General features: G+C 68.2%; 19 protein-coding genes and 1 pseudogene. 11 read left to right on the top strand and 9 right to left on the bottom strand.

The features are described 5' to 3' along the window. Positions 1–280 precede the first annotated feature (280 nt). The 10 genes from AO398_RS19135 to AO398_RS19180 all read left to right on the top strand — a co-directional run bounded on the left by AO398_RS19135 (position 281) and on the right by AO398_RS19180 (position 11901). Entirely contained in the window at positions 281–880 is a 600-nt protein-coding gene (locus tag AO398_RS19135; RefSeq protein ID WP_058193786.1) for a cysteine hydrolase family protein, read from the top strand. A gap of 124 nt (positions 881–1004) precedes the next feature. After that, a complete protein-coding gene (poxB, locus tag AO398_RS19140; RefSeq protein WP_058193809.1) occupies positions 1005–2735 on the top strand; it encodes a ubiquinone-dependent pyruvate dehydrogenase in 1731 nt (576 codons plus the stop codon). 66 nt (positions 2736–2801) lie between these two features. Next, a complete protein-coding gene (locus AO398_RS19145) occupies positions 2802–3545 on the top strand; it encodes a (Fe-S)-binding protein (RefSeq protein ID WP_058193788.1) in 744 nt (247 codons plus the stop codon). Continuing rightward, positions 3542–5140 carry a lactate utilization protein B gene (locus AO398_RS19150; protein WP_058193789.1) on the top strand — a complete coding sequence of 533 codons (1599 nt, stop codon included), beginning with the start codon at positions 3542–3544 and terminating at the stop codon, positions 5138–5140. Before AO398_RS19145 ends, AO398_RS19150 begins: the two co-directional genes overlap by 4 nt. Further along, positions 5137–5724, top strand: coding sequence for an LUD domain-containing protein (locus tag AO398_RS19155; RefSeq protein ID WP_058193790.1), 588 nt, complete (start codon positions 5137–5139; stop codon positions 5722–5724). The genes AO398_RS19150 and AO398_RS19155 overlap by 4 nt, the downstream gene beginning before the upstream one ends. 69 nt (positions 5725–5793) lie before the next feature. After that, positions 5794–6654 (top strand): transglutaminase family protein, encoded by an 861-nt coding sequence (locus AO398_RS19160; RefSeq protein ID WP_058193791.1) that lies wholly within the window; start codon positions 5794–5796, stop codon positions 6652–6654. A 63-nt stretch (positions 6655–6717) separates the two neighbouring features. Then, complete coding sequence (locus AO398_RS19165; RefSeq protein ID WP_058193792.1) at positions 6718–8097, top strand: ethanolamine ammonia-lyase subunit EutB; 1380 nt, start codon at positions 6718–6720, stop codon at positions 8095–8097. Then, a complete protein-coding gene (gene eutC / locus AO398_RS19170; protein ID WP_058193793.1) occupies positions 8094–8879 on the top strand; it encodes an ethanolamine ammonia-lyase subunit EutC in 786 nt (261 codons plus the stop codon). Before AO398_RS19165 ends, eutC begins: the two co-directional genes overlap by 4 nt. Before the next feature lie 402 nt (positions 8880–9281). Then, a complete protein-coding gene (ilvD, locus tag AO398_RS19175; RefSeq protein WP_058193794.1) occupies positions 9282–11012 on the top strand; it encodes a dihydroxy-acid dehydratase in 1731 nt (576 codons plus the stop codon). Then, complete coding sequence (locus AO398_RS19180) at positions 10999–11901, top strand: tetratricopeptide repeat protein (RefSeq protein WP_058193795.1); 903 nt, start codon at positions 10999–11001, stop codon at positions 11899–11901. Before ilvD ends, AO398_RS19180 begins: the two co-directional genes overlap by 14 nt. Positions 11902–11920: 19 nt before the next feature. Here AO398_RS19180 and AO398_RS19185 read toward each other — a convergent pair whose 3' ends face one another. The 4 genes from AO398_RS19185 to AO398_RS29705 form a co-directional block, all read right to left on the bottom strand. After that, entirely contained in the window at positions 11921–12544 is a 624-nt protein-coding gene (locus AO398_RS19185) for a glutathione S-transferase family protein (protein ID WP_058193796.1), read from the bottom strand. A 124-nt stretch (positions 12545–12668) separates the two neighbouring features. After that, positions 12669–13292, bottom strand: coding sequence for a glutathione S-transferase family protein (locus tag AO398_RS19190; protein ID WP_058193797.1), 624 nt, complete (start codon positions 13290–13292; stop codon positions 12669–12671). A 143-nt stretch (positions 13293–13435) separates the two neighbouring features. Further along, positions 13436–13942: a peptide deformylase gene (locus AO398_RS19195; protein ID WP_058193798.1), complete on the bottom strand. Its 507-nt coding sequence runs from the start codon at positions 13940–13942 to the stop codon at positions 13436–13438. Between the two features lie 904 nt (positions 13943–14846). Further along, complete coding sequence (locus AO398_RS29705; RefSeq protein WP_279596462.1) at positions 14847–14978, bottom strand: hypothetical protein; 132 nt, start codon at positions 14976–14978, stop codon at positions 14847–14849. 272 nt (positions 14979–15250) lie between these two features. Between AO398_RS29705 and AO398_RS19205 the strand changes: the two genes are divergently transcribed. Continuing rightward, the gene (locus AO398_RS19205; RefSeq protein WP_058193800.1) at positions 15251–15718 is read left to right on the top strand and encodes a YbaK/EbsC family protein; all 468 of its coding nucleotides are present in this window, start codon (positions 15251–15253) and stop codon (positions 15716–15718) included. Positions 15719–15728: 10 nt separating this feature from the next. Here AO398_RS19205 and AO398_RS19210 read toward each other — a convergent pair whose 3' ends face one another. The 5 genes and pseudogenes from AO398_RS19210 to AO398_RS28410 all read right to left on the bottom strand — a co-directional run. Continuing rightward, a complete protein-coding gene (locus tag AO398_RS19210; RefSeq protein WP_058193801.1) occupies positions 15729–16541 on the bottom strand; it encodes an enoyl-CoA hydratase/isomerase family protein in 813 nt (270 codons plus the stop codon). A gap of 23 nt (positions 16542–16564) precedes the next feature. Further along, positions 16565–17785 carry a CoA transferase gene (locus AO398_RS19215; RefSeq protein WP_058193802.1) on the bottom strand — a complete coding sequence of 407 codons (1221 nt, stop codon included), beginning with the start codon at positions 17783–17785 and terminating at the stop codon, positions 16565–16567. A gap of 7 nt (positions 17786–17792) precedes the next feature. After that, a complete protein-coding gene (locus AO398_RS19220) occupies positions 17793–19085 on the bottom strand; it encodes an MFS transporter (protein WP_058193803.1) in 1293 nt (430 codons plus the stop codon). A gap of 215 nt (positions 19086–19300) precedes the next feature. Further along, positions 19301–20545: an MFS transporter gene (locus AO398_RS19225; RefSeq protein ID WP_058193804.1), complete on the bottom strand. Its 1245-nt coding sequence runs from the start codon at positions 20543–20545 to the stop codon at positions 19301–19303. A 231-nt stretch (positions 20546–20776) separates the two neighbouring features. Continuing rightward, a pseudogene (locus AO398_RS28410) lies at positions 20777–20895 on the bottom strand (IS5/IS1182 family transposase); the annotation flags it as partial.

A 20895-nucleotide genomic window follows, 5' to 3' on the forward strand; every position in this document is an offset into this window, starting at 1 on the left:
CTGATCTCTTCGGAACGTTTCCAGACGTCCTTCGACGTTGAAGCGCCGGAAATCAAGCGCGGGCGCCGACTCTGCTGGGAACGTATCGGCCCATTCTTCACACGATGCCGGCCCGCGCGCGCGCCGGTCCGACCTTGCGTCCGGCGGCGCGCCATGGCCTCGTAGGCGATGAAGCGGGACGAGTTTATGGTCAGGGCCTCGGACGCGCCGATGCGGCGATTCTCGCCGTCAGCCCGGGGCCCCGCCGGTGGATCGACCGGACACGCATGAGGAGACACGGGTGAGCGATCTCAAGACCCTGCGCGGCCTCTCCGGCCTGAGCCCGGAGCCCGCGAGCCTGAAGAAGGCCGCGCTCATCCTCATCGATATCCAGAACACCTATCGCGACGGGGTGCTCCGGCTGACCGGGGTCGAGCCGGCCATCGTGCAGGCCAAGATCCTGCTGCGGCGGGCGCGCGAGGCCGAGACACCGGTGTTCCACATCCGGCACAATGCCGGGCCGGGCTCGCCCTACGACCTCACGGCCGCGAGCGGACAGATATCCGAGGAGGTGGCGCCGCTGGACGGCGAGGCGGTGATCACCAAGGCCTTCCCCAGCGCCTTCGTGGGCACGGACCTGGAGGATCGGCTGAAGCGGGCCGGCGTCACCGACCTGATCCTCGCCGGCTTCATGACTCATATGTGCGTCAACTCGACGGCCCGCTCGGCCTTCAACCTCGGCTTCCAGCCCACCGTGATCGCGTCCGCCACCGCGACGCGGGATCTCCCGGCGCCTGACGGCTCGGTGGTGCCGGCGGCCCAGCTCCAGGCAGCCAGCCTTGCGGCCCTGGGTGACCTGTTCGCCGTGGTTGCGCAGGATGTCGATGCCGTTCGCCATTGAGGCCTGAGCCGCCGGCTGGGACACCGCCGCCGCGGACATGTGTGCATTGCACCATGCGGCGGCGGAAGGCGGAACATCACCGGCGGCCATGCGGTTCGGATCCGAAAATGCGGAGTGCCGGACCATGCGCATCGAGAACGTTGCCGATCTCATCGCCGAGACCCTCCACGTTGCAGGCGTCGCACGCATCTACGGGGTGGTCGGCGACAGCCTGAACGGGATCACCGAGGCCCTGCGCGCCCGGGGGCAGATCGATTGGATCCACACCCGCCACGAGGAGGCGGCGGCGTTCGCGGCGAGCGCCGAGGCGCAGGTCACCGGCAAGCTCGCGGTCTGTGCCGGCTCCTGCGGCCCCGGCAACCTGCACCTGATCAACGGCCTTTATGACGCGCATCGCAGCCGGACCCCGGTTCTGGCGATCGCCGCCCAGATCCCCTCAGCCGAGATCGGCTCGGGCTATTTCCAGGAAACGCGGCCGACCGAGCTGTTCCGCGAATGCAGCCATTACTGCGAGCTGGTCTCCGACCCGTCGCAGATGCCGTTCGTGCTGGAGAACGCGATCCGCGCCGCCGTGGGGGAGGGGGGCGTCGCCGTCGTCGTCATCCCGGGCGATGTCGCCCTGCGCGACGCCCCAAAGCGGGCGCTCGCCCCCCATGCCGGGCTCATCCCGGCCAAACCCGTGGTGCGGCCGGCCGATTCCGAGCTCGACGCCCTGGCGGCCCTGCTCAACGCCGGCAAGCGCGTGACCCTGCTCTGCGGCCGCGGCTGCGCGGGAGCCCATTCGGAACTGCTGCAGCTCGCCGAGGCGCTCAAGAGCCCGATCGTCCATGCGCTCGGCGGCAAGGAATATGTCGAGTTCGACAACCCCTACGATGTCGGCATGACCGGGCTGATCGGTTACGCGTCCGGCTACGCCGCCATGATGGTCTGCGACACCCTGCTGATGCTGGGGACGGGCTTTCCCTACAAGCAGTTCTATCCGCAGGACGCCAAGATCGCCCAGGTCGATCTGCGCCCCTCAGAGCTTGGCCGCCGCTGCCGGATCGAGCACGGGCTCGTCGGTGATGTCGGGGCGACGATCCGGGCGCTGCTGCCCCGGCTCAAGCCCAAAGCCGACCGGTCCTTCCTGGATGCCAGCCTGAAGCACTACGCCAAGGCCCGCAGCGGCCTCGACGAGCTCGCCACCGGGAAGGCCGGCGGCCCGCTCCATCCGCAATATCTGGCGAAGACGATCAGCGAAGCGGCCGCGGACGACGCCATCTTCACCGCCGATGTCGGCACGCCGACCATCTGGGCGGCGCGTTACCTGGCGATGAACGGCAAGCGGCGTCTGCTCGGCTCCTGGGTCCACGGCTCGATGGCCAACGCCCTGTCGCAGGGCATCGGCGCGCAGGCGGCGGAGCCGAACCGTCAGGTCATCGCGCTCTGTGGCGACGGGGGCTTCGCCATGCTGATGGGCGACTTCCTGACGCTCCGCCAGCACCGCCTGCCGCTGAAGGTGGTGGTGTTCAACAACGGTACCCTCGGCTTCGTGGAGCTGGAGATGAAGGCGGCGGGTTATCTCGAGACCGGCGTCGCGCTCGACAATCCGGACTTCGCCGCGATGTCCCGGGCGGCCGGCATCTTCGCCCTGCGGGTCGAGGACCCGGCCGACTTGCCCGGCGCCATGCGCGAGTTCCTGGCCTTCGACGGCCCCTCGCTGCTCGATGTCCGAACCGCCCGCAACGAGCTGTCGATGCCGCCCAAGATCGATGGGCAGCAGGTGAAGGGTTTCAGCCTCTACGTGCTGCGGGCCGTGATGGACGGGCGCGGTGACGCAGTTCTCGACCTCGCCAAAACCAACCTCATCCGTTAGACCACTTTGGATAATCTAGACCCGTTCCAGACCGCTGGGGCGGGCGATCCAGGGAGTGTCCGGACCATGCGGGTCGGCCTGTTCGTGCCGTGCTACGTCGACGCCTTCGAGCCGGAAGTCGGGATCGCCACGCTCGAATTGCTGGAGCGGGTCGGTTGCACGGTGGAATATCCGTTCGACCAGACCTGTTGCGGACAGCCCATGGCGAATACCGGCTGCCATGCGGAGGCCGCCGCCACCGAGGCCCTGTTCGTCAAGAACTTCTCGGACTTCGACTACGTGGTCGCGCCGTCAGGCTCCTGCGTCCATCAGGTCCGTGAGCACCTGACCGCCATCCCGCAGACGGACGCGGTCAAGAAGGTCCGGTCCAGCACCTACGAGCTGGTCGAGTTCCTGCACGACGTGCTCAAGATCGACGCGCTGCCCTGGGCCGAATTCCCGCACAAGGTGGCCTATCACGGCAATTGCAACGCGCTGCGCGGCATCCACCACGCCCGCCCATCCGAGATCGTGAAGCCGTACTTCTCGAAGCCGGTCGACCTGCTCCGCATGGTGAAGGGCGTCGAGCTTGTGGATCTCGCCCGGCCCGACGAATGCTGCGGCTTCGGCGGCACCTTCTCGGTCTTCGAGCCCGCGGTCTCGGCCAAGATGGGCTACGACAAGGTCGCCGATCAGAACCGGGCCGGGGCCGAATATGTGGTCTCGGCGGATTCCTCGTGCCTGATGCACCAGAAGGGCTGCGCCGAGCGCCTCGGTCTGCCGCTCCGGTACATCCACATCGCGCAAGTGCTGAACGGAGCCGCCGCATGAGCGTCGAGGACCTGAACCCGCGCGCCCGCGAAGGCGTCATCCACCCCGAGGTTCGCGCCGCTGACGACGAGAGCGAGCGAGGCCAGGATGGTGGCCGCCTCCAGCACGCCGAGGCTGCGACCAAGCCGATCCGCGCGCCACAGACCCGGGAGAAGCAGCCCCGGGGCGCGAAGATCCGCGGCGACCGGCCGATCGATCAGGCCGAGGCCGCCGAGCGTTTCCTGGCTGCGCCGCTGCACCAGGCCGCCCATGACGAGCGCCTGTGGGACCTGCGCAAGAAGCGCGACACCTCGGCCCACGGCATCCCGGAATGGGAGGAGCTGCGCGAGCTGGCCTCCGCCATCAAGGCGCACACGCTCACCCATCTGGATCAGTATCTCGAGCAGTTCGAGGCGGCCGCGAAGGCCAACGGCGTGCAGGTCCACTGGGCCGCGGACGGCGCCGACCACAACCGCATCGTCCTGGAGATCCTGCGCAGCCGCGGCGCCAAGACTTTGGTGAAATCGAAGTCGATGCTCACCGAGGAATGCGGCTTCCGCCACCACATGGCGGCCAACGGCATCGAGATCATCGAGACCGATCTCGGCGAGCGCATCCAGCAGCTCGACAACGAGGAGCCGAGCCACATCGTGGCGCCGGCGGTCCACAAGACCCGCATGGACGTGGCCGAGGTCTTCGCCAAGACGCTCGGCACCGACCCGGACAACGACGACGCCCATTACCTTGCCGAGAGCCAGCGCGAGACCACCCGGCCCTACATCCTGAAGGCCGATGCCGGCATGACCGGCTGCAACTTCGCCATCGCGGAGACCGGCACGGTCGTCACCTGCACCAACGAGGGCAATGCCGACCTGTCCGGCAACGTCCCGCCGTTGCAAATCCACTCGATCGGCATCGAGAAGATCATCCCCAAGGTCGAGCATCTCGGGGTTTTCATCCGGCTGCTGTCGCGCTCGGCCCTGGGCTCGCCGATCACCCAGTACACCTCGCATTTCCGCGGCCCCCGGAAGGGCACCGAGATGCACATGGTGCTGGTGGATAACGGCCGTTCCGCCCGGCTAGGCCTGGAGGAGTTCTGGACCTCGCTGAAATGCATTCGCTGCGGCGCCTGCATGAACACCTGCCCGGTCTACCGGCGCTCGGGCGGCCTCTCCTACGGGGCGACCTATTCCGGGCCGATCGGGCTGATTATCGACCCGACCTTCAACAAGCGGAAATACTCGACCCTGCCGTTCTCCTCGACGATGAACGGCTCGTGCACCAACGTCTGCCCGGTGAAGATCAACATCCACGAGCAGATCTTCGCTTGGCGCAAGGTGCTGGTCGAGGAGCACCACATCCCGGCGCTCAAGCAGGGGATGATGAAGGCCGCGGGCGCGGTCCTGTCCCGGCCGGCCGCCTACCGGGCGGCGATCGGTGCCGCGGATTCGGCGCTTAAGGTGCTGCCGCGTTTCGCCGTCTACAACCCGCTCAACACCTGGGGGAAGAAGCGCGAGATGCCCGACGCGCCGCGCCAGACCTTCCACGCCTGGTACAAGCAGAACCGGATGCAGAAGCCGGCAAAGGACGCGGCCCCGAAGGACGCGGCCCGATGAGCGCGCGCGCGGGTATTCTGGCCGCGCTCAAGGCCAACCGCCCGGCGGGCGACTATCCGCTGCCGAGCGTTCCGGACTTTGCGCCGTTGGTCGGTGACGATCTGGTCGAGGAATTCGGCGAGCGGCTGAAGCGCATGGGCGGCCGGATCGCGGACGGCCGCAGCGGCGAACCGCTGGAGGGCGTGCGCGAGCGTCTGGCCGAAGCCAAGGTGATCGCCTCCGCAGTCCCCGAGATCGCGGGCAACCGCGACCTGCGCGCGGTGCGCTATCCGCAGGAGGTCGAGGATGTCGACGTTGCGGTGGTGCGCGCCGTGTTCGGCATCGCCGAGACCGGCTCGGTGCTGTTCACGCAAGACGAGCTGATCGTGAACGCAGTGGCCTATCTCGCCCAGCACCTGATCGTGCTGCTCGATCCCGCCGACATCCTGCCCAACGTGCAGGCCGCCTATAAGCGCCCGGAATTCGGCCGCTCCGCCTACGCGGTGCTGCATACGGGGCCGTCGGCCACCGCCGATATCGAGGGCGTGCTGATCCACGGGGCGCAGGGCGTGCGCTCGCTGACCGTTCTGCTTATGCCGCGCTGATTGGGAACCGCGATCGGGCGCGCCACTTGCTTGGGCAGCGATCATCTCGTCGCCCGGCAAGGAGATCCGATGCGCTATACCCTCGGTTGCAGCCTATCCTACAATATACTCTCGGACACGACCTTCATCTTCAACCTGGAGGTCGCCAAGCTGAGGAGCGTCGAGATCCTCAGCGAGAGCCTGGTGCTCACGCCGAACCTGAAGCGCGATCTCTACACCACGCCCGACCTGCTGAACCGGTATCTCGGCGTCAACGTGCCGATGGGCCAGTTCGCGCTGGAGTACAATGCGGAGGTGGATCTCACCGTCCATCGCGCCGACCCGGCGACGATCAACGAGACGCCGATCGGGGTGCTCCCCCTCGACATCCTGCCGTTCCTGCTGCCGAGCCGGTTCGTCTCCTCCGACCGACTGACGCCCTTCGCCCAAGCCGAGTTCGGCGCGCTGCCCAAGGGCCACAGCCGCGTGAACGAGATCTGCAACTGGATCCACGACCATATCACCTATCAGCCCGGCACCAGCGACGGTGAAACCACCGCCGACGAGTCCCTGCTAAAGCGGGCCGGCGTCTGCCGCGACTTCGCGCATATCGGCACGGCCTTCTGCCGGGCGCTCGGGATCCCGGCCCGGTTCGTGAGCTGCTACGCCCACGGCCTCGTGCCGAGCGACTTCCACGCCGTGTTCGAAGCCTATCTCGACGGCCGGTGGTGGCTATTCGACGCCACCCGGCAGGCCGACCTCGACGGGCTGGTCCGGATCGGCGTCGGGCGCGACGCCGCGGAGATCGCCTTCTCGACGCCGTTCGGAAACATGCAGCCGGTCAACCAGCAGGTGCGGATCCAGCGCACGGACGGGCAGGGCAGCCCGATGCCGCGCACGGTGGACGCCATCTCCACGGAAGTGCCCGCGCCGAATGCCGGCGCGGCCTGACCGGACAGCCGCACCGGATCACGCTATCCTGTGATCCTCGGAAGCAAGGATGGGTGAAACCGCATGGCCTATCGCCACGTCGTCGGCCCACGCACCCACGTCTTCGCCGATCTCGCCACGCTGATGGCCAAGGCGACGCCGGTCCGCTCCGGCGATCGGCTCGCCGGCATCGCGGCGGAATCCGCCGAGGAGAACGCGGCGGCCCGCTGGTGCCTCGCCGAGGTGCCGCTCTCCGAGATCCTGGCCCGGCCGCTGATCCCCTACGAGCAGGACGACGTCACCCGGCTGATCCTCGACACGCACGACGAAGCCGCGTTCCGGGAGATCACCCATCTGACGGTCGGCGATTTTCGCGAGTTCCTCCTGACCGCCACCCCGGAGGTGCTCACCCGGATCGCCCCCGGCGTCACCCCGGAGATCGCCGCGGCAGTCTCGAAGATCATGCGCAACCAGGACCTGATCTCGGTGGCCCGCAAGGTTCGCGTGGTCACCCGGTTTCGCAACACGATCGGGCTGCCGGGCACGCTGGCGGTGCGGCTGCAGCCGAACCACCCCACCGACGATCCGAAGGGCATTACCGCGGCGATCCTCGATGGGCTGACCCTCGGCTGCGGCGACGCTGTGATCGGCATCAACCCGGCTTCCGATTCCGTCCAGGCGCTCGGCGACCTGCTCCAGCTCCTCGACGGGGTGATCCAGAAGCACGCCATCCCGACGCAGGCCTGCGTGCTCACCCACGTCACCACCACGCTCGCTGCCATGGAGCGCGGGCTGCCCGTCGACCTCGTGTTCCAGTCGATCGCCGGCACCGAGAAAGCCAATGCCGGCTTCGGGGTGACGCTCGCCCTGCTCAAGGAGGCCCACGAGGCCGCCCTGGCGCTCAAGCGCGGCCCGCTCGGCGACAACTGCATGTATTTCGAGACCGGCCAGGGCTCCGCGCTGTCGGCCGATGCCCACCACGGCATCGACCAGCAGACCCTGGAGGCCCGGGCCTACGCGGTCGCCCGGTCGTTCCGGCCGCTCTTGGTCAACACCGTCGTGGGCTTCATCGGACCCGAATACCTCTATGACGGCAAGGAGATCATCCGGGCCGGGCTGGAGGACCATTTCTGCGGCAAGCTCATGGGCGTGCCGCTCGGCGTCGACGTTTGCTACACCAACCATGCCGAGGCCGATCAGGACGACATGGACACGCTGCTGACGCTGCTGGGCGCGGCCGGCTGCACCTACATCATGGGCGTCCCCGGGGCCGACGACGTGATGCTGAACTACCAATCCACTTCGTTCCACGATTCCCTCTACCTGCGCGAGGTTCTTGGCCTCAAGCGCGCCCCCGAATTCGAGGCCTGGCTGCATGGGATCGGCCTCACCGACGAGGCCGGTGCCCTGCTACCGGGAGCGGGCGCGCCGCTGCTGACCGCCGCACCGGATCTGGCCGCGTGAGCGACCCCAGGGAGATCTGGGCGCGGCTCGCCGGGCTGACGCCGGCCCGGATCGGCCTCGGCCGCGCCGGCAGCGGCCTGCCGACCCGGGAGGTGCTCCGCTTCGGCCTCGACCACGCCCAGGCTCGGGACGCCGTGCACGCGCCGATGGATTCGGAAGCGCTCACCGGCGCCATCGCGGATCTCAGGCTCCGGACGATCCCGGTCGCCTCGCAGGCCGCCGACCGGGCGACGTATCTGCGCCGCCCCGATCTCGGCCGCCGGCTGGACCCGGAAGACCTGGCCAGGCTTCAGGCCGAAGCCGAACCGGCCGACCTCGTCATCGTGGTGGCCGACGGGCTCTCGGCGCGGGCGGTGCACGAGAACGCGGCGCCATTACTCGAGGCGTTCAAGCCCCTGGCGGAGACGGCCGGCTGGCGCCTCGCGCCGGTTGTGATCGCGCGACAGGCGCGCGTGGCGCTCGGCGACGCCATCGGCGCGGCCCTGAAGGCCCGGGCGGTGGCGGTGCTGATCGGCGAGCGGCCCTGCCTGTCCTCCCCGGACAGCCTCGGCATCTACCTGACGCTGGATCCGAAAATCGGCCGCTCGGATGCGGAGCGCAACTGCATCTCGAACGTGCGGAATGCCGGCCTCAGCCATGAGCGCGCGGCGTTCAAGTTGCACTGGCTGCTCGCCCGTGCGCTGACCCTGGGCCTCAGCGGCGTCACGCTGAAGGACGAGAGCGACCGCGCCCTGGAGGCCGGCGGCGCGGCGCCGGCCTTGCCGCATTCGACCGCCGACTGAGACTGTCCAGGCCGCTGCGACGGCCCGACGATACCGCGCCGGCTCGGCGGGGGCTTTCGAAGGATCGGCGCTATACGTACGATCGCGCGGATTACTCGGTGAAGGATTATCCTTAACCTGATCTTGCGCCGGCAATCGACCCCAAGCGGGGCTGTGGCGGGGTCGCAACACCGTAAAACGATCCCGGGTCTGCCCCGAGACCTGCCCGCAAACGCCGCGATCCCGCCATAGTCCGAGCCCACCTCAACATCCGCGGTAAACGGCAAGTTCGACAACGATTTACCGTTTTGAAACGAGGATTTCCCGAGCACGCGGACGGCCCCCACGGCGCATCGCGAACGGCGACGCGCCGCGGTCTTCTGCACCCTCGGGACTGGCGGCGCGAAGGCTTGGTTCGGGTTGATGGACACGCGTTTGAACGACAAGTCGAAGCTGCCCAGCCGTCACGTCACGGAGGGGCCGGATCGTGCCCCGCATCGCTCGTATCTCTACGCGATGGGCCTGACCCGGGAGCAGATCCACCAGCCGCTCGTGGGTGTCGCCTCCTGCTGGAACGAGGCCGCGCCCTGCAACATCTCGCTGATGCGCCAGGCGCAGGCGGTGAAGAAGGGCGTCGCTGCCGCCCACGGCACCCCGCGCGAGTTCTGCACCATCACGGTCACCGACGGCATCGCCATGGGCCATGGCGGCATGCGCGCCTCGCTGCCGTCGCGTGAGGTCATCGCCGACTCGGTCGAGCTGACCATGCGCGGCCACGCCTACGACGCCCTGGTGGGCTTGGCCGGCTGCGACAAGTCGCTGCCCGGTATGATGATGGCGATGGTGCGCCTCAACGTGCCGTCGATCTTCATCTATGGCGGCTCGATCCTGCCTGGCTCGTTCCGCGGCAAGCCGGTCACCGTCCAGGACCTGTTCGAGGCGGTGGGCAAGGTCGCGGTCGGCGACATGAGCCTGGAAGACCTCGACGAGCTGGAGCAGGTCGCCTGCCCGTCGGCTGGCGCTTGCGGTGCGCAGTTCACCGCCAACACCATGGCGACCGTGTCCGAGGCGATCGGCTTGGCGCTGCCCTACTCGGCCGGCGCCCCGGCGCCTTACGAGATTCGCGATCAGTTCTGTGCCCTCGCCGGCCAGCAGGTCATGGAGCTGCTCGCCAAGCAGATCCGCCCGCGCGACATCGTCACCCGCAAGGCGCTCGAGAACGCCGCCACCGTGGTGGCCGCCTCCGGCGGCTCGACCAACGCGGCCCTGCACCTGCCGGCGATCGCCCATGAATGCGGCATCGAGTTCACGCTGTTCGACGTCGCCGAGATCTTCCGGCGCACCCCCTACATCGCGGATCTCAAGCCTGGCGGGCGCTACGTCGCCAAGGACATGTTCGAGGTCGGCGGCATCCCGCTGCTGATGAAGACCCTGCTCGACCACGGTTTCATGCACGGCGACTGCCTGACGGTCACCGGGCGCACGATCGCGGAGAATATGGACCGGGTGACCTGGAACCCGGACCAGGACGTGGTCTACCCGGCCAACCGCCCGATCACCCCCACCGGCGGCGTCGTCGGCCTCAAGGGCAACCTCGCCCCCGAGGGCGCGATCGTGAAGGTCGCCGGCATGGCGGCCGAGAAGCAGGTCTTCACCGGCCCGGCCCGGGTGTTCGACGGCGAGGAGGCCTGCTTCGAGGCGGTGCAGTCGCGGACCTACAAGGAAGGCGACGTGCTCGTGATCCGCTACGAGGGTCCGCGCGGCGGCCCAGGCATGCGCGAGATGCTGTCCACCACCGCGGCCCTCTACGGCCAGGGCATGGGCGACAAGGTCGCGCTGATCACCGACGGCCGGTTCTCCGGCGCGACCCGCGGCTTCTGCGTCGGCCATGTCGGCCCCGAGGCGGCGGTGGGCGGCCCGATCGGCCTGATCCGGGACGGCGACATCATCACCCTGGACGCGATCCAGGGCACGCTCAGCGTCGCCCTGTCGGACGAGGAGCTCACCGAGCGCCGCAAGGCCTGGGCGCCGCGAACCAACACCGCGACCTCGGGCTACCTGTGGAAATACGCGCAGGGCGTCGGCCCGGCGCTGTACGGCGCCGTCACCCATCCGGGCGGCGCCAAGGAGCTGGAGAGCTATGCGGACGTCTAGGACTGACCTCAGCCGGCGCAGGGCGCTGGCCGGGGCCGATCGCGCGCGGTCCCGCCTGATCGCCAGGATCGCGGCGTCGGCCGGTGTCCTGGTCCTGCTCGCCCTGCCCACGGAGGCGCCGCGGGCGCTCGATGCCAGCGTCCGCACGCCGGTCCAGGTGCCGGTCGCGGACAAAAGCTATCGCTCGGCCAAGGACGCCCTGCGCGCCGGCGTGCGCGAGTACAATGCCGGCGACAAGCAGGGCGCCGCGCGCGCCCTCGAATACGCCGCCGGGCAAGGCCATGCGCTGGCCCTGTGGAAGCTCGGCCGGATGTACGCCGAGGGCGACGGCGTGCCCCACGACGACCTGAAGGCGTTCGAGTTCTTCTCGCGGATCGCCGATGCCAGCACCGACGATGGCCCGGATCCGCAGAACTCGGCGGTCACCGGCAGCGCGTTCACGGCGCTCGGCACCTACTTCCTGGAGGGGATCAAGGGCACCTACGTGCGCCCCAATCCTGAGCGCGCCTACGACATGTTCAACTACGCGGCGTCGTATTACGGCGAGCCGAACGCGCAGTACAATCTCGCCCGCCTCTACCTCGACGGCACCGGCGTCGAGGCCGATCCGCGGCAGGCAGCTCGCTGGTTCAACCTGGCGGCCGAGAAGGGCCACCACCCGGCGCAGGCCCTGCTCGGCGACATGCTCCTGAACGGGCTGGGCGGCGTGCCGGTCCAGCGCGTGAAGGGCTTGATGTGGCTCTCGCTCGCCCGCGAGGGCGCGGAGGGCCGCAAGGACGACTGGATCGTGGCGCTCTACGAGAAGAACTGGGCGGCGGCGAACGAAGACGACCGGGCCGAGGCCCAGAGCCAGCTCCAGACCGTCGGGTCGATCCGGCGGCGGCACTAAAAGCCGCCGCCGGCTGTCGTCAGCCCTTCTTGGCGTCCTGCGCGGCCTTGAACGATGGGCGCGCCAGCGTCTCGGCAACGTAGGCCGACAGCTTCGGCCAGCGGCCGGCATCGACCTGCGCGTCGGCCAGGTGGAAATTGTAGAAGCCCGTGGCGATCGAGATGTCGGCGATGCTGAATGCGTCGCCCGCGAGATACGGGCCTGAGATCTGCCGCTCCAGATAGTCGAACAGCGGCGGCAGATCCTCGTTGAGCGCCTTGGTGACCGCGGCCTCGTCGGTGGGCTGGCTCATCATATTGGGCTTCAGGATTCGCTCGACGAACGGCACGACGAGCTTGGCGAACAGCTCGGTATCGCCGAACTTGTCGAACCAGACCGCGCGGCCGAGCGCCTGCGGATCGGTCGGGACCAGAGCCGGAGTCGGGTGCTTGCGCTCCAGATACCAGAGGATCGCGGAGGAATCCGCCAGCTTGAACCCGCCATCCTCGATGGCCGGGATCTTTCCGAGCGGGCTCGCCGCCTGGAAATCCGCGTCGGGCGCGTGGAACATCACCGGCCTGTGCTCGTAAGGCACGTTCTTCTCGGTGAGCGAGACCAGAACCTTGCGGACGTAAGGCGAGTAGCCGGTACCGTAGACGATCATTGGAACTCCATTGCGACAGGGACCGCGGTCTGTCGATCCGCCGGTCCATGACGATGGAGATAGGGCCGATTGTCCGTCTGCCGACCGGGGCGCGATTACCGGTCCGTGACGAGGCCGCGCGGGCTCACCAGGCCGGGGCCGCGATCGCCGCGACGAAGGCGGGGCGGTCGAGGGTCAGGGCGACCCAGCCGGCGAGCTTCGGCCAGCGCGCCGGGTCGACCTCGACCTGCGCCAGCCGGAGATTGTGGAACGGCGCCGCCACCGCGATGTCGGCGATCCCGAAGGCGCCGCCCACCAGGAACGGCCCGGAAATCTGCGAGTCCAGGTAGTCGAACAGCGGCGGCAAATGCTTGTCGACCGCCTGCTGTGCCAACGCCTCGTCGCCCGGCACCTTGAAGATCCGCGGCTTCAGAAAGCGCTCCGTGAAGACGACCCCCAGCTTCTGATGAAGTTCGACCTCGGCGAACTTGTCGAACCACCGGGCGCGGGCGGCGTCTTTCGGCTCGGCCGGAACGAGCGCCGGCTGCGGGTTCAGGCGCTCGAGATAGTCGAGGATCGCGCTGGAATCGGCCAGCCGAAAGCCGTCGTGGTCGATCGCCGGGATCTTGCCCATGGGGCTCGCCGCCCGGAACGCGGCATCCTCCGCCTGTGGTGCCACCGGCCGGTGCTCGTAGCTGATGCCCTTCTCAGCGAGGGCCACGAGAACCTTCCGCACGAAGGGCGAGATGCTGGTGCCGTAGACGATCATGATCGATTCCCCCGAACGGTCGGCGGATTCCTAGACGCGTTGCCGATCGCGTTGCAATTGGAGGCGCGCCTAAGCTTTTGGTCTCTCATGGATGTTTGCGCGGCACCGAGATTGACTTCGGCGGTGCGCATCTTGGCAATCGCTTACAGGGGAGAGGCCGATTTCAGCTTTTCGAAGCGCTTGAGCAGACGATCCCGCTTCAATCGCGACAGGCGATCGATCCAGAAAATGCCGTCGAGCTGATCGATCTCATGCTGGACCACCGCGGCCTCGAAGCCCTCAACCTCCTCCTCGCGGGTCGATCCGTCGAGATCTTGGAAACCGAACCGGATGCCGGCGGGCCGGGTGATCCGTTCACGCACCCCCGGCATGCTGACACTGCCTTCGTCATGGATCGCCGTGTCGGAAGATGCCCGGAGAACCTGGGGATTCACATAAATGCGCAGATCCTCATCCGGTGACAGCCGGATTACCATGACGCGCTCGGGAATGCCGATATGCGGAGCGGTCAGGCCGATAGCACTGACGGCCAGGAGTGTGTCCCGTACGTCGTCGGCAGTGCTTTTCAGGGACGGCCCGAAATCGCTGATCGGGCTTGCCGCCAGGGACAGGCGACGGTCGGGGTATTGAACGAGGGTGCGGGCCGGCATGTCGGGTCAGTCCACCTGTGATGGTGCGGGATGTTGCCTTCCTCCACCGGAGCTGCGGGGCGTCGTCAACCGGCAAGACGGGCGCGGATCGGTTGCGGGGCGCCTTCCCGGAAAACGATCAGCTTTCTTTGCTTTGGAGCTTCGATCACCTCGGGGGCTCACGCTTTACGAACGCGCCACGCTCTCCCGCACCTTGCTCGCGATCGGGCAGGCATTCGAAGGCGTCCCATGCCGGGGTGGACGCCAGCGACGCCGAGGGGCAGCTCCCAGGCTGCTGGCGTCCTGAGCTCGGCCAGCTCATCGCGCTGCACGGATGCGCGGCGCTGGAAGACATGGCCGCCGAGCACCGGCGCGCCTTGCTCCGTGCCAACCCCTGCGATGCCGGCGCCGTGGTGGCCGCGTTGGGGATGGAGAGCGATGCGCCGTTCCCCTCTTTGCCGCCGATCCGGACTGTCTCCCCGGTCGGGCGGCGAAGGCGAGAGTCTGGGTGATGTCGCCGTTCTCCGACTCGGGCATCTCGGCGATGAGACAAGCCGCCATGCGGTCGGACACACCGCCGACCGCGCAGGCATCAGGTCCGCTCCGGGGCCGTCTACAGATCGGATCCCCCCGCGATGGCCTGGGTGATCCGCGCTTCACTCCTTCGGATCAGCGCTGCGACCGTTGCCAGGACGGCGGTGAAGCGGAGCGACCACCGCCGGCTCTTTGACCGGGCGATCATCCCGTGATCGATGCTCCCACTGGCTCACGGTGAGGGGCGTGACTGGGATTTTCGAAGGCTTGGCGGCCGCTTACACCGTCACCGCGCGCAGCGAAGCAACCCGGCGCAGGGCGCATGTTCGGACCGTTTCGGCTTCCCGAATCGCCGCGGGCCCGTCGGTGAGGACATGCGATCCGCTCGAACTCAACGGCCCTCGGATTTCTTCACCGCAGCCGAAACGGTGTTCTTTTGCGACGGGGCCGCAGCGTTCGTCTTCGGCACGGCCTTCTTGGGCTTCTTCGTCTCGCGGTTGCCGCGTTGCTTCTCGTTGCTCATGGGGAAGTCCTCCGGAGCGTGACGGCGGCTCTCCGTGCCGGGTCGACCCGCATGGCGCACGTAACAGGCGGGGACATGAAATCCGCAGTCACCGGAGCCTGTCGCCGCCGTTCCGGTAATGCAACGAGCCTGCGCCCGAACGGGCGCAAAAGATAGTCTCGCACGGGCGGTCTCAAGGTCACTCGTCTTTTGCCGACCGCGCAAGCTTTGCCATAAGGCTGCGCCGATGTGGCGACCGTCGCCACCCTTACCGTTGTTTCAGGAATACCTGCATGAGCCTCGAATCCGTCCGGGCGTTCTTCGCCGAGAGGGCGCCCGACATCACGGTGATCGAGTTGGCCACGAGCACCGCGACCGTGGCCGAGGCCGAGACCGGCCACGGGGTCGCGCCGGCGCAGATCGCCAAGACGCTGTCGATCCGGGTCGGCGACCAAGTCGCCCTGGTGGTCACCCGGGGCGACGCGCGGCTCGACAACAGGAAGGCCAAGGCCGTGTTCGGCGGCAAGGTCCGCATGCTCGATCTCGCGGAGGTCGAGACGATCACCGGCCACCCGGTCGGGGGCGTCTGCCCGTTCGGGCTGCGCGCACCGCTGCCGGTCTATTGCGATGTCTCGCTCAAGGCCTTCGACGCGGTCGTTCCCGCCGCCGGCAGCACCCATAGCGCCGTCCGCATTGCGCCGGCCCGCATGGCTGAACTGACCGGAGCCGTGTGGGTCGATGTCTGCCAGGAGCCGGGGTGAGTGGGGGCTTCTAGCGCCCGCTCCAGGCCGGCGTGCGCTTGCCCAGGAACGCCTCCATCCCCTCGCGGAAATCCTGGCTCATGTAGCAGAGGAGGATCAGGTCATCGCCGGGATGCGGCGCGCCTTCGGCGGTGGGCTCTTCCTCGGCCAGGCGGCGCAGGCCTTCCTTGGTGGCCTGCATGGTGAGCGGGGCGTGGCCGGCCAGAAGCTGAGCGAGGGCATCGACCCGGGCGGTCAGGGCCGGGCGATCCTCCACCACCTCGCCGATGAGACCGATGGCGAGCGCCTCTTCGGCGCCGCCGCGGCGGGCGGTGAAGATGATGTCCTTGACCCGCGCCGGGCCGATCAGCCCGGAGAGCCGCTTGAGATTGCCCTGGCTCAGGCAATTGCCCAGCGTCCGGGCGATGGGGAAGCCGAACCGGGCGTCGCGTGTGGCGATCCGCAGATCGCAGGCGGCCGCGATGGCGGCACCGCCGCCCGTGCAGGCGCCCGCGATCGCCGCGATGGTCGGCACCCGCAGACGCTCGAGGGCGCCCAGCACCCGGTCCATGAAGCGCTCGTAGCCCAGCGCATCCTCGGCGGTCTCGAAGCTGCGGAACTGGGCGATGTCGGTGCCGGCCGCAAACGCCTTGTCGCCCGCGCCGGTGATGATCAGCGCCTTCACGGCCGGGTCGGCGGCGATCGCCTCGCAGCAGGTGATCAGGCCCTGGTACATCGCGAAGGTGAGCGCGTTGCGGGCCTGCGGCCGGTTGAGGACGATCCGGGCGATCCCGGCCTCGTCGGTGGTGAACAGCAATTCGTCAGTGGCGGGCGTGGCACTCATCGCAGCGTCTCCGGGTAACGGGATCAGGCCAGGGTCTCGCGGACCACGCCCCTGTCGATCAGGCCGTCGATCTCGGCCGCGGTATAGCCGGCCTCCGCCAGGATCGCCCGGGAATGCTCGCCGAGCAACGGCGCCGCTCCGTGGACCCGGCCGGGCGTGTCCGAGAACTTTACGGGCAGGCCCAGGGTCTTCATGGGGCCGATCCGGGTGTGCGCGACCTCCACCACCATTTCCCGGGCGAGCGCCTGCGGGTCCCCGTGCATGGCGTTGACGTCGAGCACGGGCCCCGCCGGGACGCCGCCGGCTTCGAGACGGGCAAGCCAGGCTTCGGAGGTCGCCGCGCGAAAGATCGGCGCCAGGGTGGCGGCGAGGTCGTGACGGTTGGCCATGCGGTCGCGGTTGAGGGCGAAGCGCGGATCCTCGGCCAGCGCCTCGGCGTCGATCGCCTTGAGCATCCGCAGCCAGTTGGTCTGGTTGGCCGCCCCGATGGTGATCCAGCCGTCGGCCGTCTCGAACGCCTCGTAGGGGGCGTTCAGCGGGTGGGCCGAGCCCATCGGCCCCGGGGCGATCCCGGTCGCCATGGCGATGGCCGATTGCCAGTAGGTGTGGGTGATCCCGGCCTCGAACAGCGAGGTGTCCACCGCCTGGCCCTTCCCGGTCCGGAGGCGGTGGGCATAAGCGGCCAGCACGCCCATGGCGGCCAGGATCCCGGCAGTGATGTCGGTCACCGGCGGCCCGCACTTCATCGGGGGCCGGCCCGGCCCCTCGCCGGTCACCGACATGAGCCCGCTCATGCCCTGGGCGACCAGATCGAATCCAGCCCGGTCGGCATAGGGCCCGGTGCGGCCGAAGCCCGAGAGCGAGCAATAGACCAGCGCCGGGAATTCCTGCCGCAGGGTCTCGTAGCCGATGCCGAGGCGCTCCATGGTGCCGCCGCGGTAATTCTCGATCAGCGCGTCGGCGTTCGCCAGCAGCCGGCGCAGCACCGCGACGCCATCCGGGTTCTTCAGGTCGAGGCTGAGGCCGCGCTTGCCGCGGTTCATCATCATGTAGGCGGCGCTCTCGCCCTCAAGCGCCGGCGGGACGGTGCGGCGGGTGTCGTCGCCCTCCATCTTCTCGACCTTGATCACCTCCGCGCCCATGTCGGCGAGCATCAGCCCGCAGACCGGGCCGGCCATGATATGCGCCAGCTCGATCACCCGCATGCCGGCGAGCGGCCCGGAACGTCCGGTTGTCTCCACCATCGCAGCGCTACTCCCCGGCCGGCACGCTCGCCACGGGGCCGGCCGGCCCGGTGACGGGGTCCACGAATTCACGTTCGGGGTGCATCGTGAAGGCGAGAGCGGCGCCGAGCAAGCACAGGCCGACCGAGCCCACGAAGGGCAGCGTCCAGCTTCCGGTCATATCGACGATGAGGCCGAACACGATCGGCGAGACGATCGCGGCCACCGCCGAGCCGGTATTCATCAACCCGCTGGCGGTGCCGGCATATTTCGGCGCGATGTCCATCGGCACCGACCAGATCGGCCCGATCACCAACTCCGCGAAGAAGAAGCCGGAGGACAGCAGCAGCGCCACCAAGGTGAGGTCGCGGGTCAGGAACACCCCGGCCAGGCTCGCGGCTGCGCCCAGAAAGCCCACCACGATCACCGACAGGCGGGCGAGCTTCACGTTGCCGGTGCGATGGAGGATCGCGTCGCTCAGCATGCCCCCGACCGTATCGCCGACGACGCCGGCGAAGAAGACGCCCGAAGCGAACAGGGCCGAGTTCTTGAGATCGAGGCCGTAATTCTCCTTGAAGAAGCTCGGCAGCCAGCCGAGGAACAGCCACAGGGTCCAGCCGTAGCAGAAATACGTGACCGTCACCGGCAGCATGCGCCGGGTGAGGGGCCCCCACGGCACCGACTGCTTGGCACCGACCTTCTTGGGCGGCGGCAGGGCCTCGAGCTCCTTGGCCGTGATGGTCGGGTGATCGGACGGGTCATCGCGGAAATACAGGTACCAGATCACCACCCAGATGAAGCTGATCCCGCCCAGGATCACGAAGCTGGTGCGCCAGCCGAAATGGTACATCAGGAAGGCCACGATCGGCGGCGCCACCGCGGCGGCGACCGGGGCGAAGGCGTGTGTGATGCCCTGCGCGAAGCCGCGCCGGCCCGGCGCCGTCCAGTTCTGCATCGCCCGGGTCGCGGTCGGGAAGGTCGCGCCCTCGCCGAAGCCGAGGAGCACCCGCGCCAGGAACAGGCTGATCAGCCCGCCGACCAAGCCGGTGAGGATCGTGGCCGAAGCCCAGATCATGCCGCAGACCAGCAGCGTGCGCCGGGCGCCGAACTTGTCGCCCACGGAGCCGCCGATCACCTGGAAGATCGCATAGGGGTAGGCGAAGGCCGAGAGGATCAGACCGAAATCGGTCTTCGACATCCCGAACTCGCGGATGATCTCGGCGCCGGCGGTCGCGATGTTCACCCGGTCCAGATAGGTGATGAAGTACATCACGCAGAGCAGGCCGAGCACGCCTTGGGTGGCGCTCACGCGCTTCAGCATCGACCGTTCCTCCGCTAAAGGGCGCCGCGTTTCGCGGTCGCCGGGCGCCTCGTCTTGGGGACGGGCGCTCTTTGGTATTCGTTATTCAATCGCCTCTTAGGCCGGAAGGCAACCGTGCGTCGAGGGGATCGGTACGAATTCAATCGGCTGGCGGGAACGCGAAACGGGAGCCGTGAGGCTCCCGTTTCGGTTTTTCCAGACTGTCGAGGCGGCGCTTAGACGGTCGCGGGCTGAAGCTGGCCGGTCTCCGTCTCGGTGCCCAACGCCTTGCCGCGGGGGCCGACCCAGCTGCCGACCCACTTGCGCTGCCACAACATCAGGCAGCCGAGCACCGCCGCGGTGAACACCGCGTAGCCGATGAAGCCCGTTGAGAACGAGCCGGTATACTGCTTCGACAGACCCATGACGTTGGGCAGGATCGCGCCGCCCAGCGCCTCGACCTCGCCGATCATCGAGCCGGCGACCGCCGTGTTGGTCGGCCAGCGCAGGGGCACGAGCTGGAACAGCGCGCCGTTGCCGGCGCCGAGCGCGGCGAAGCAGAGCATGAACAGCAGCGTCGTCACGGCGAGCGAGGGCGTCGCCATCAGCGACAGGAAGGTGGCGATCGCGGCCAGCAGCACCACCGAGAGCACGGCGATCCCGCCCATCCGGTCGGCGAAGTAGCCACCGACGATCCGGATGCCCGAACCCATGAAGGCGGCCAGCATGGTCAGCCGCCCGGCCTCGACCTTGGTCACGGAGAACTGCTCGTAGAAGAAGGTCGGCAGGAAGTTCGACAGCCCGACGAAGCCGCCGAAGGTGATCACGTAGATCAGCGAGAAGGCCCAGCCGTCCTTGGTGAACAGGCAGGAGATGTGCTGCTTGAACGACTGGTGGGCGTTGTCCGGCGGCTCCTTGGCGAACACGATCATGACCACGAGCGGGATCAGCATCACCACGCCCGCGAAGGCGTAAGTGGTCTGCCAGCCATAGGCTTGTGCCAGCGGCGGCGCGAACAGCACGGCCAGGACGGTCCCGGAATTGCCGGCGCCCGCGATGCCCATCGCCAGACCCTTGTGCTCCGGCGGGAACCAGCCCGACCCGAGGGACAGCGCAACGCCGAAGGACGCGCCGGCGATGCCGAGCAGCACGCCCATGGCGAGCACGTCGTTATACGAGGAGACCGCGAAGAAGCCGTAGGCCATCGCCAGCATGATCACGGTCATCTCCGTGATCGCAGCATTCTTGCGGCCGATATACTGGGCCAGGATTCCGAGTGGGAAGCGCATCAGCGCCCCGGCCAGGATCGGCAGCGAGATCATGAAGCCGGTCTGGGCCGGGGTGAGCTTGTAGGTCTCGGTGATGAACGGGCCCATGGCGCCGTTCAGGACCCAGATGGCGAAGCAGAAATCGAAGTAGAGGAATGCTGCGAACAGCGTCGGGGGGTGACCCGACTTCATCGCCGTCTTGAAGCTCGCCATAGCTGGTGCTCGTCTTGAGAGAGGCGAACCGTCACGCGGTCGCTCATGCCGGGGATCCGGACACACACCGTCCGCTGTTTGGAGCGCCGTTGCTCCGCCGCCGCAGCTGGCGCGACGATGCGGGCAATGCAGCATGCGTGCCAGCTTTTGGAGGGATCGGGGTGGTGACGAGCACGGCCGTCGATCGACCCACACCGTCATTGCGAGCGCAGCGAAGCAACCTAGAGGCTGTTATGAACCTGTGGCGAGTTGAGCGGCCTTTTTGAGCATGAGGCAGACGAAAGCGACGAGGTGCAGGTCTGCCAGGGTGCTTGCATAGCGCTCGTAATCTTTGACGAGCCTGCGAAAGC

This window comes from Methylobacterium sp. GXS13 (genome assembly GCF_001455965.1).
Taxonomy (GTDB): Bacteria; Pseudomonadota; Alphaproteobacteria; order Rhizobiales; family Beijerinckiaceae; genus Methylobacterium.

Excerpts from the sequence above, each read along its gene's own strand:
- poxB (WP_058193809.1), top strand. The coding sequence starts at position 1,005 with ATGCGCATCGAGAACGTTGCCGATCTCATCGCCGAGACCCTCCACGTT.
- AO398_RS19145 (WP_058193788.1), top strand. The coding sequence starts at position 2,802 with ATGCGGGTCGGCCTGTTCGTGCCGTGCTACGTCGACGCCTTCGAGCCG.
- AO398_RS19150 (WP_058193789.1), top strand. The coding sequence starts at position 3,542 with ATGAGCGTCGAGGACCTGAACCCGCGCGCCCGCGAAGGCGTCATCCAC.
- AO398_RS19155 (WP_058193790.1), top strand. The coding sequence starts at position 5,137 with ATGAGCGCGCGCGCGGGTATTCTGGCCGCGCTCAAGGCCAACCGCCCG.
- AO398_RS19160 (WP_058193791.1), top strand. The coding sequence starts at position 5,794 with ATGCGCTATACCCTCGGTTGCAGCCTATCCTACAATATACTCTCGGAC.
- AO398_RS19165 (WP_058193792.1), top strand. The coding sequence starts at position 6,718 with ATGGCCTATCGCCACGTCGTCGGCCCACGCACCCACGTCTTCGCCGAT.
- ilvD (WP_058193794.1), top strand. The coding sequence starts at position 9,282 with ATGGACACGCGTTTGAACGACAAGTCGAAGCTGCCCAGCCGTCACGTC.
- AO398_RS19180 (WP_058193795.1), top strand. The coding sequence starts at position 10,999 with ATGCGGACGTCTAGGACTGACCTCAGCCGGCGCAGGGCGCTGGCCGGG.
- AO398_RS19185 (WP_058193796.1), bottom strand. The coding sequence starts at position 12,544 with ATGATCGTCTACGGTACCGGCTACTCGCCTTACGTCCGCAAGGTTCTG.
- AO398_RS19190 (WP_058193797.1), bottom strand. The coding sequence starts at position 13,292 with ATGATCGTCTACGGCACCAGCATCTCGCCCTTCGTGCGGAAGGTTCTC.
- AO398_RS19195 (WP_058193798.1), bottom strand. The coding sequence starts at position 13,942 with ATGCCGGCCCGCACCCTCGTTCAATACCCCGACCGTCGCCTGTCCCTG.
- AO398_RS29705 (WP_279596462.1), bottom strand. The coding sequence starts at position 14,978 with ATGAGCAACGAGAAGCAACGCGGCAACCGCGAGACGAAGAAGCCCAAG.
- AO398_RS19205 (WP_058193800.1), top strand. The coding sequence starts at position 15,251 with ATGAGCCTCGAATCCGTCCGGGCGTTCTTCGCCGAGAGGGCGCCCGAC.
- AO398_RS19210 (WP_058193801.1), bottom strand. The coding sequence starts at position 16,541 with ATGAGTGCCACGCCCGCCACTGACGAATTGCTGTTCACCACCGACGAG.
- AO398_RS19215 (WP_058193802.1), bottom strand. The coding sequence starts at position 17,785 with ATGGTGGAGACAACCGGACGTTCCGGGCCGCTCGCCGGCATGCGGGTG.
- AO398_RS19220 (WP_058193803.1), bottom strand. The coding sequence starts at position 19,085 with ATGCTGAAGCGCGTGAGCGCCACCCAAGGCGTGCTCGGCCTGCTCTGC.
- AO398_RS19225 (WP_058193804.1), bottom strand. The coding sequence starts at position 20,545 with ATGGCGAGCTTCAAGACGGCGATGAAGTCGGGTCACCCCCCGACGCTG.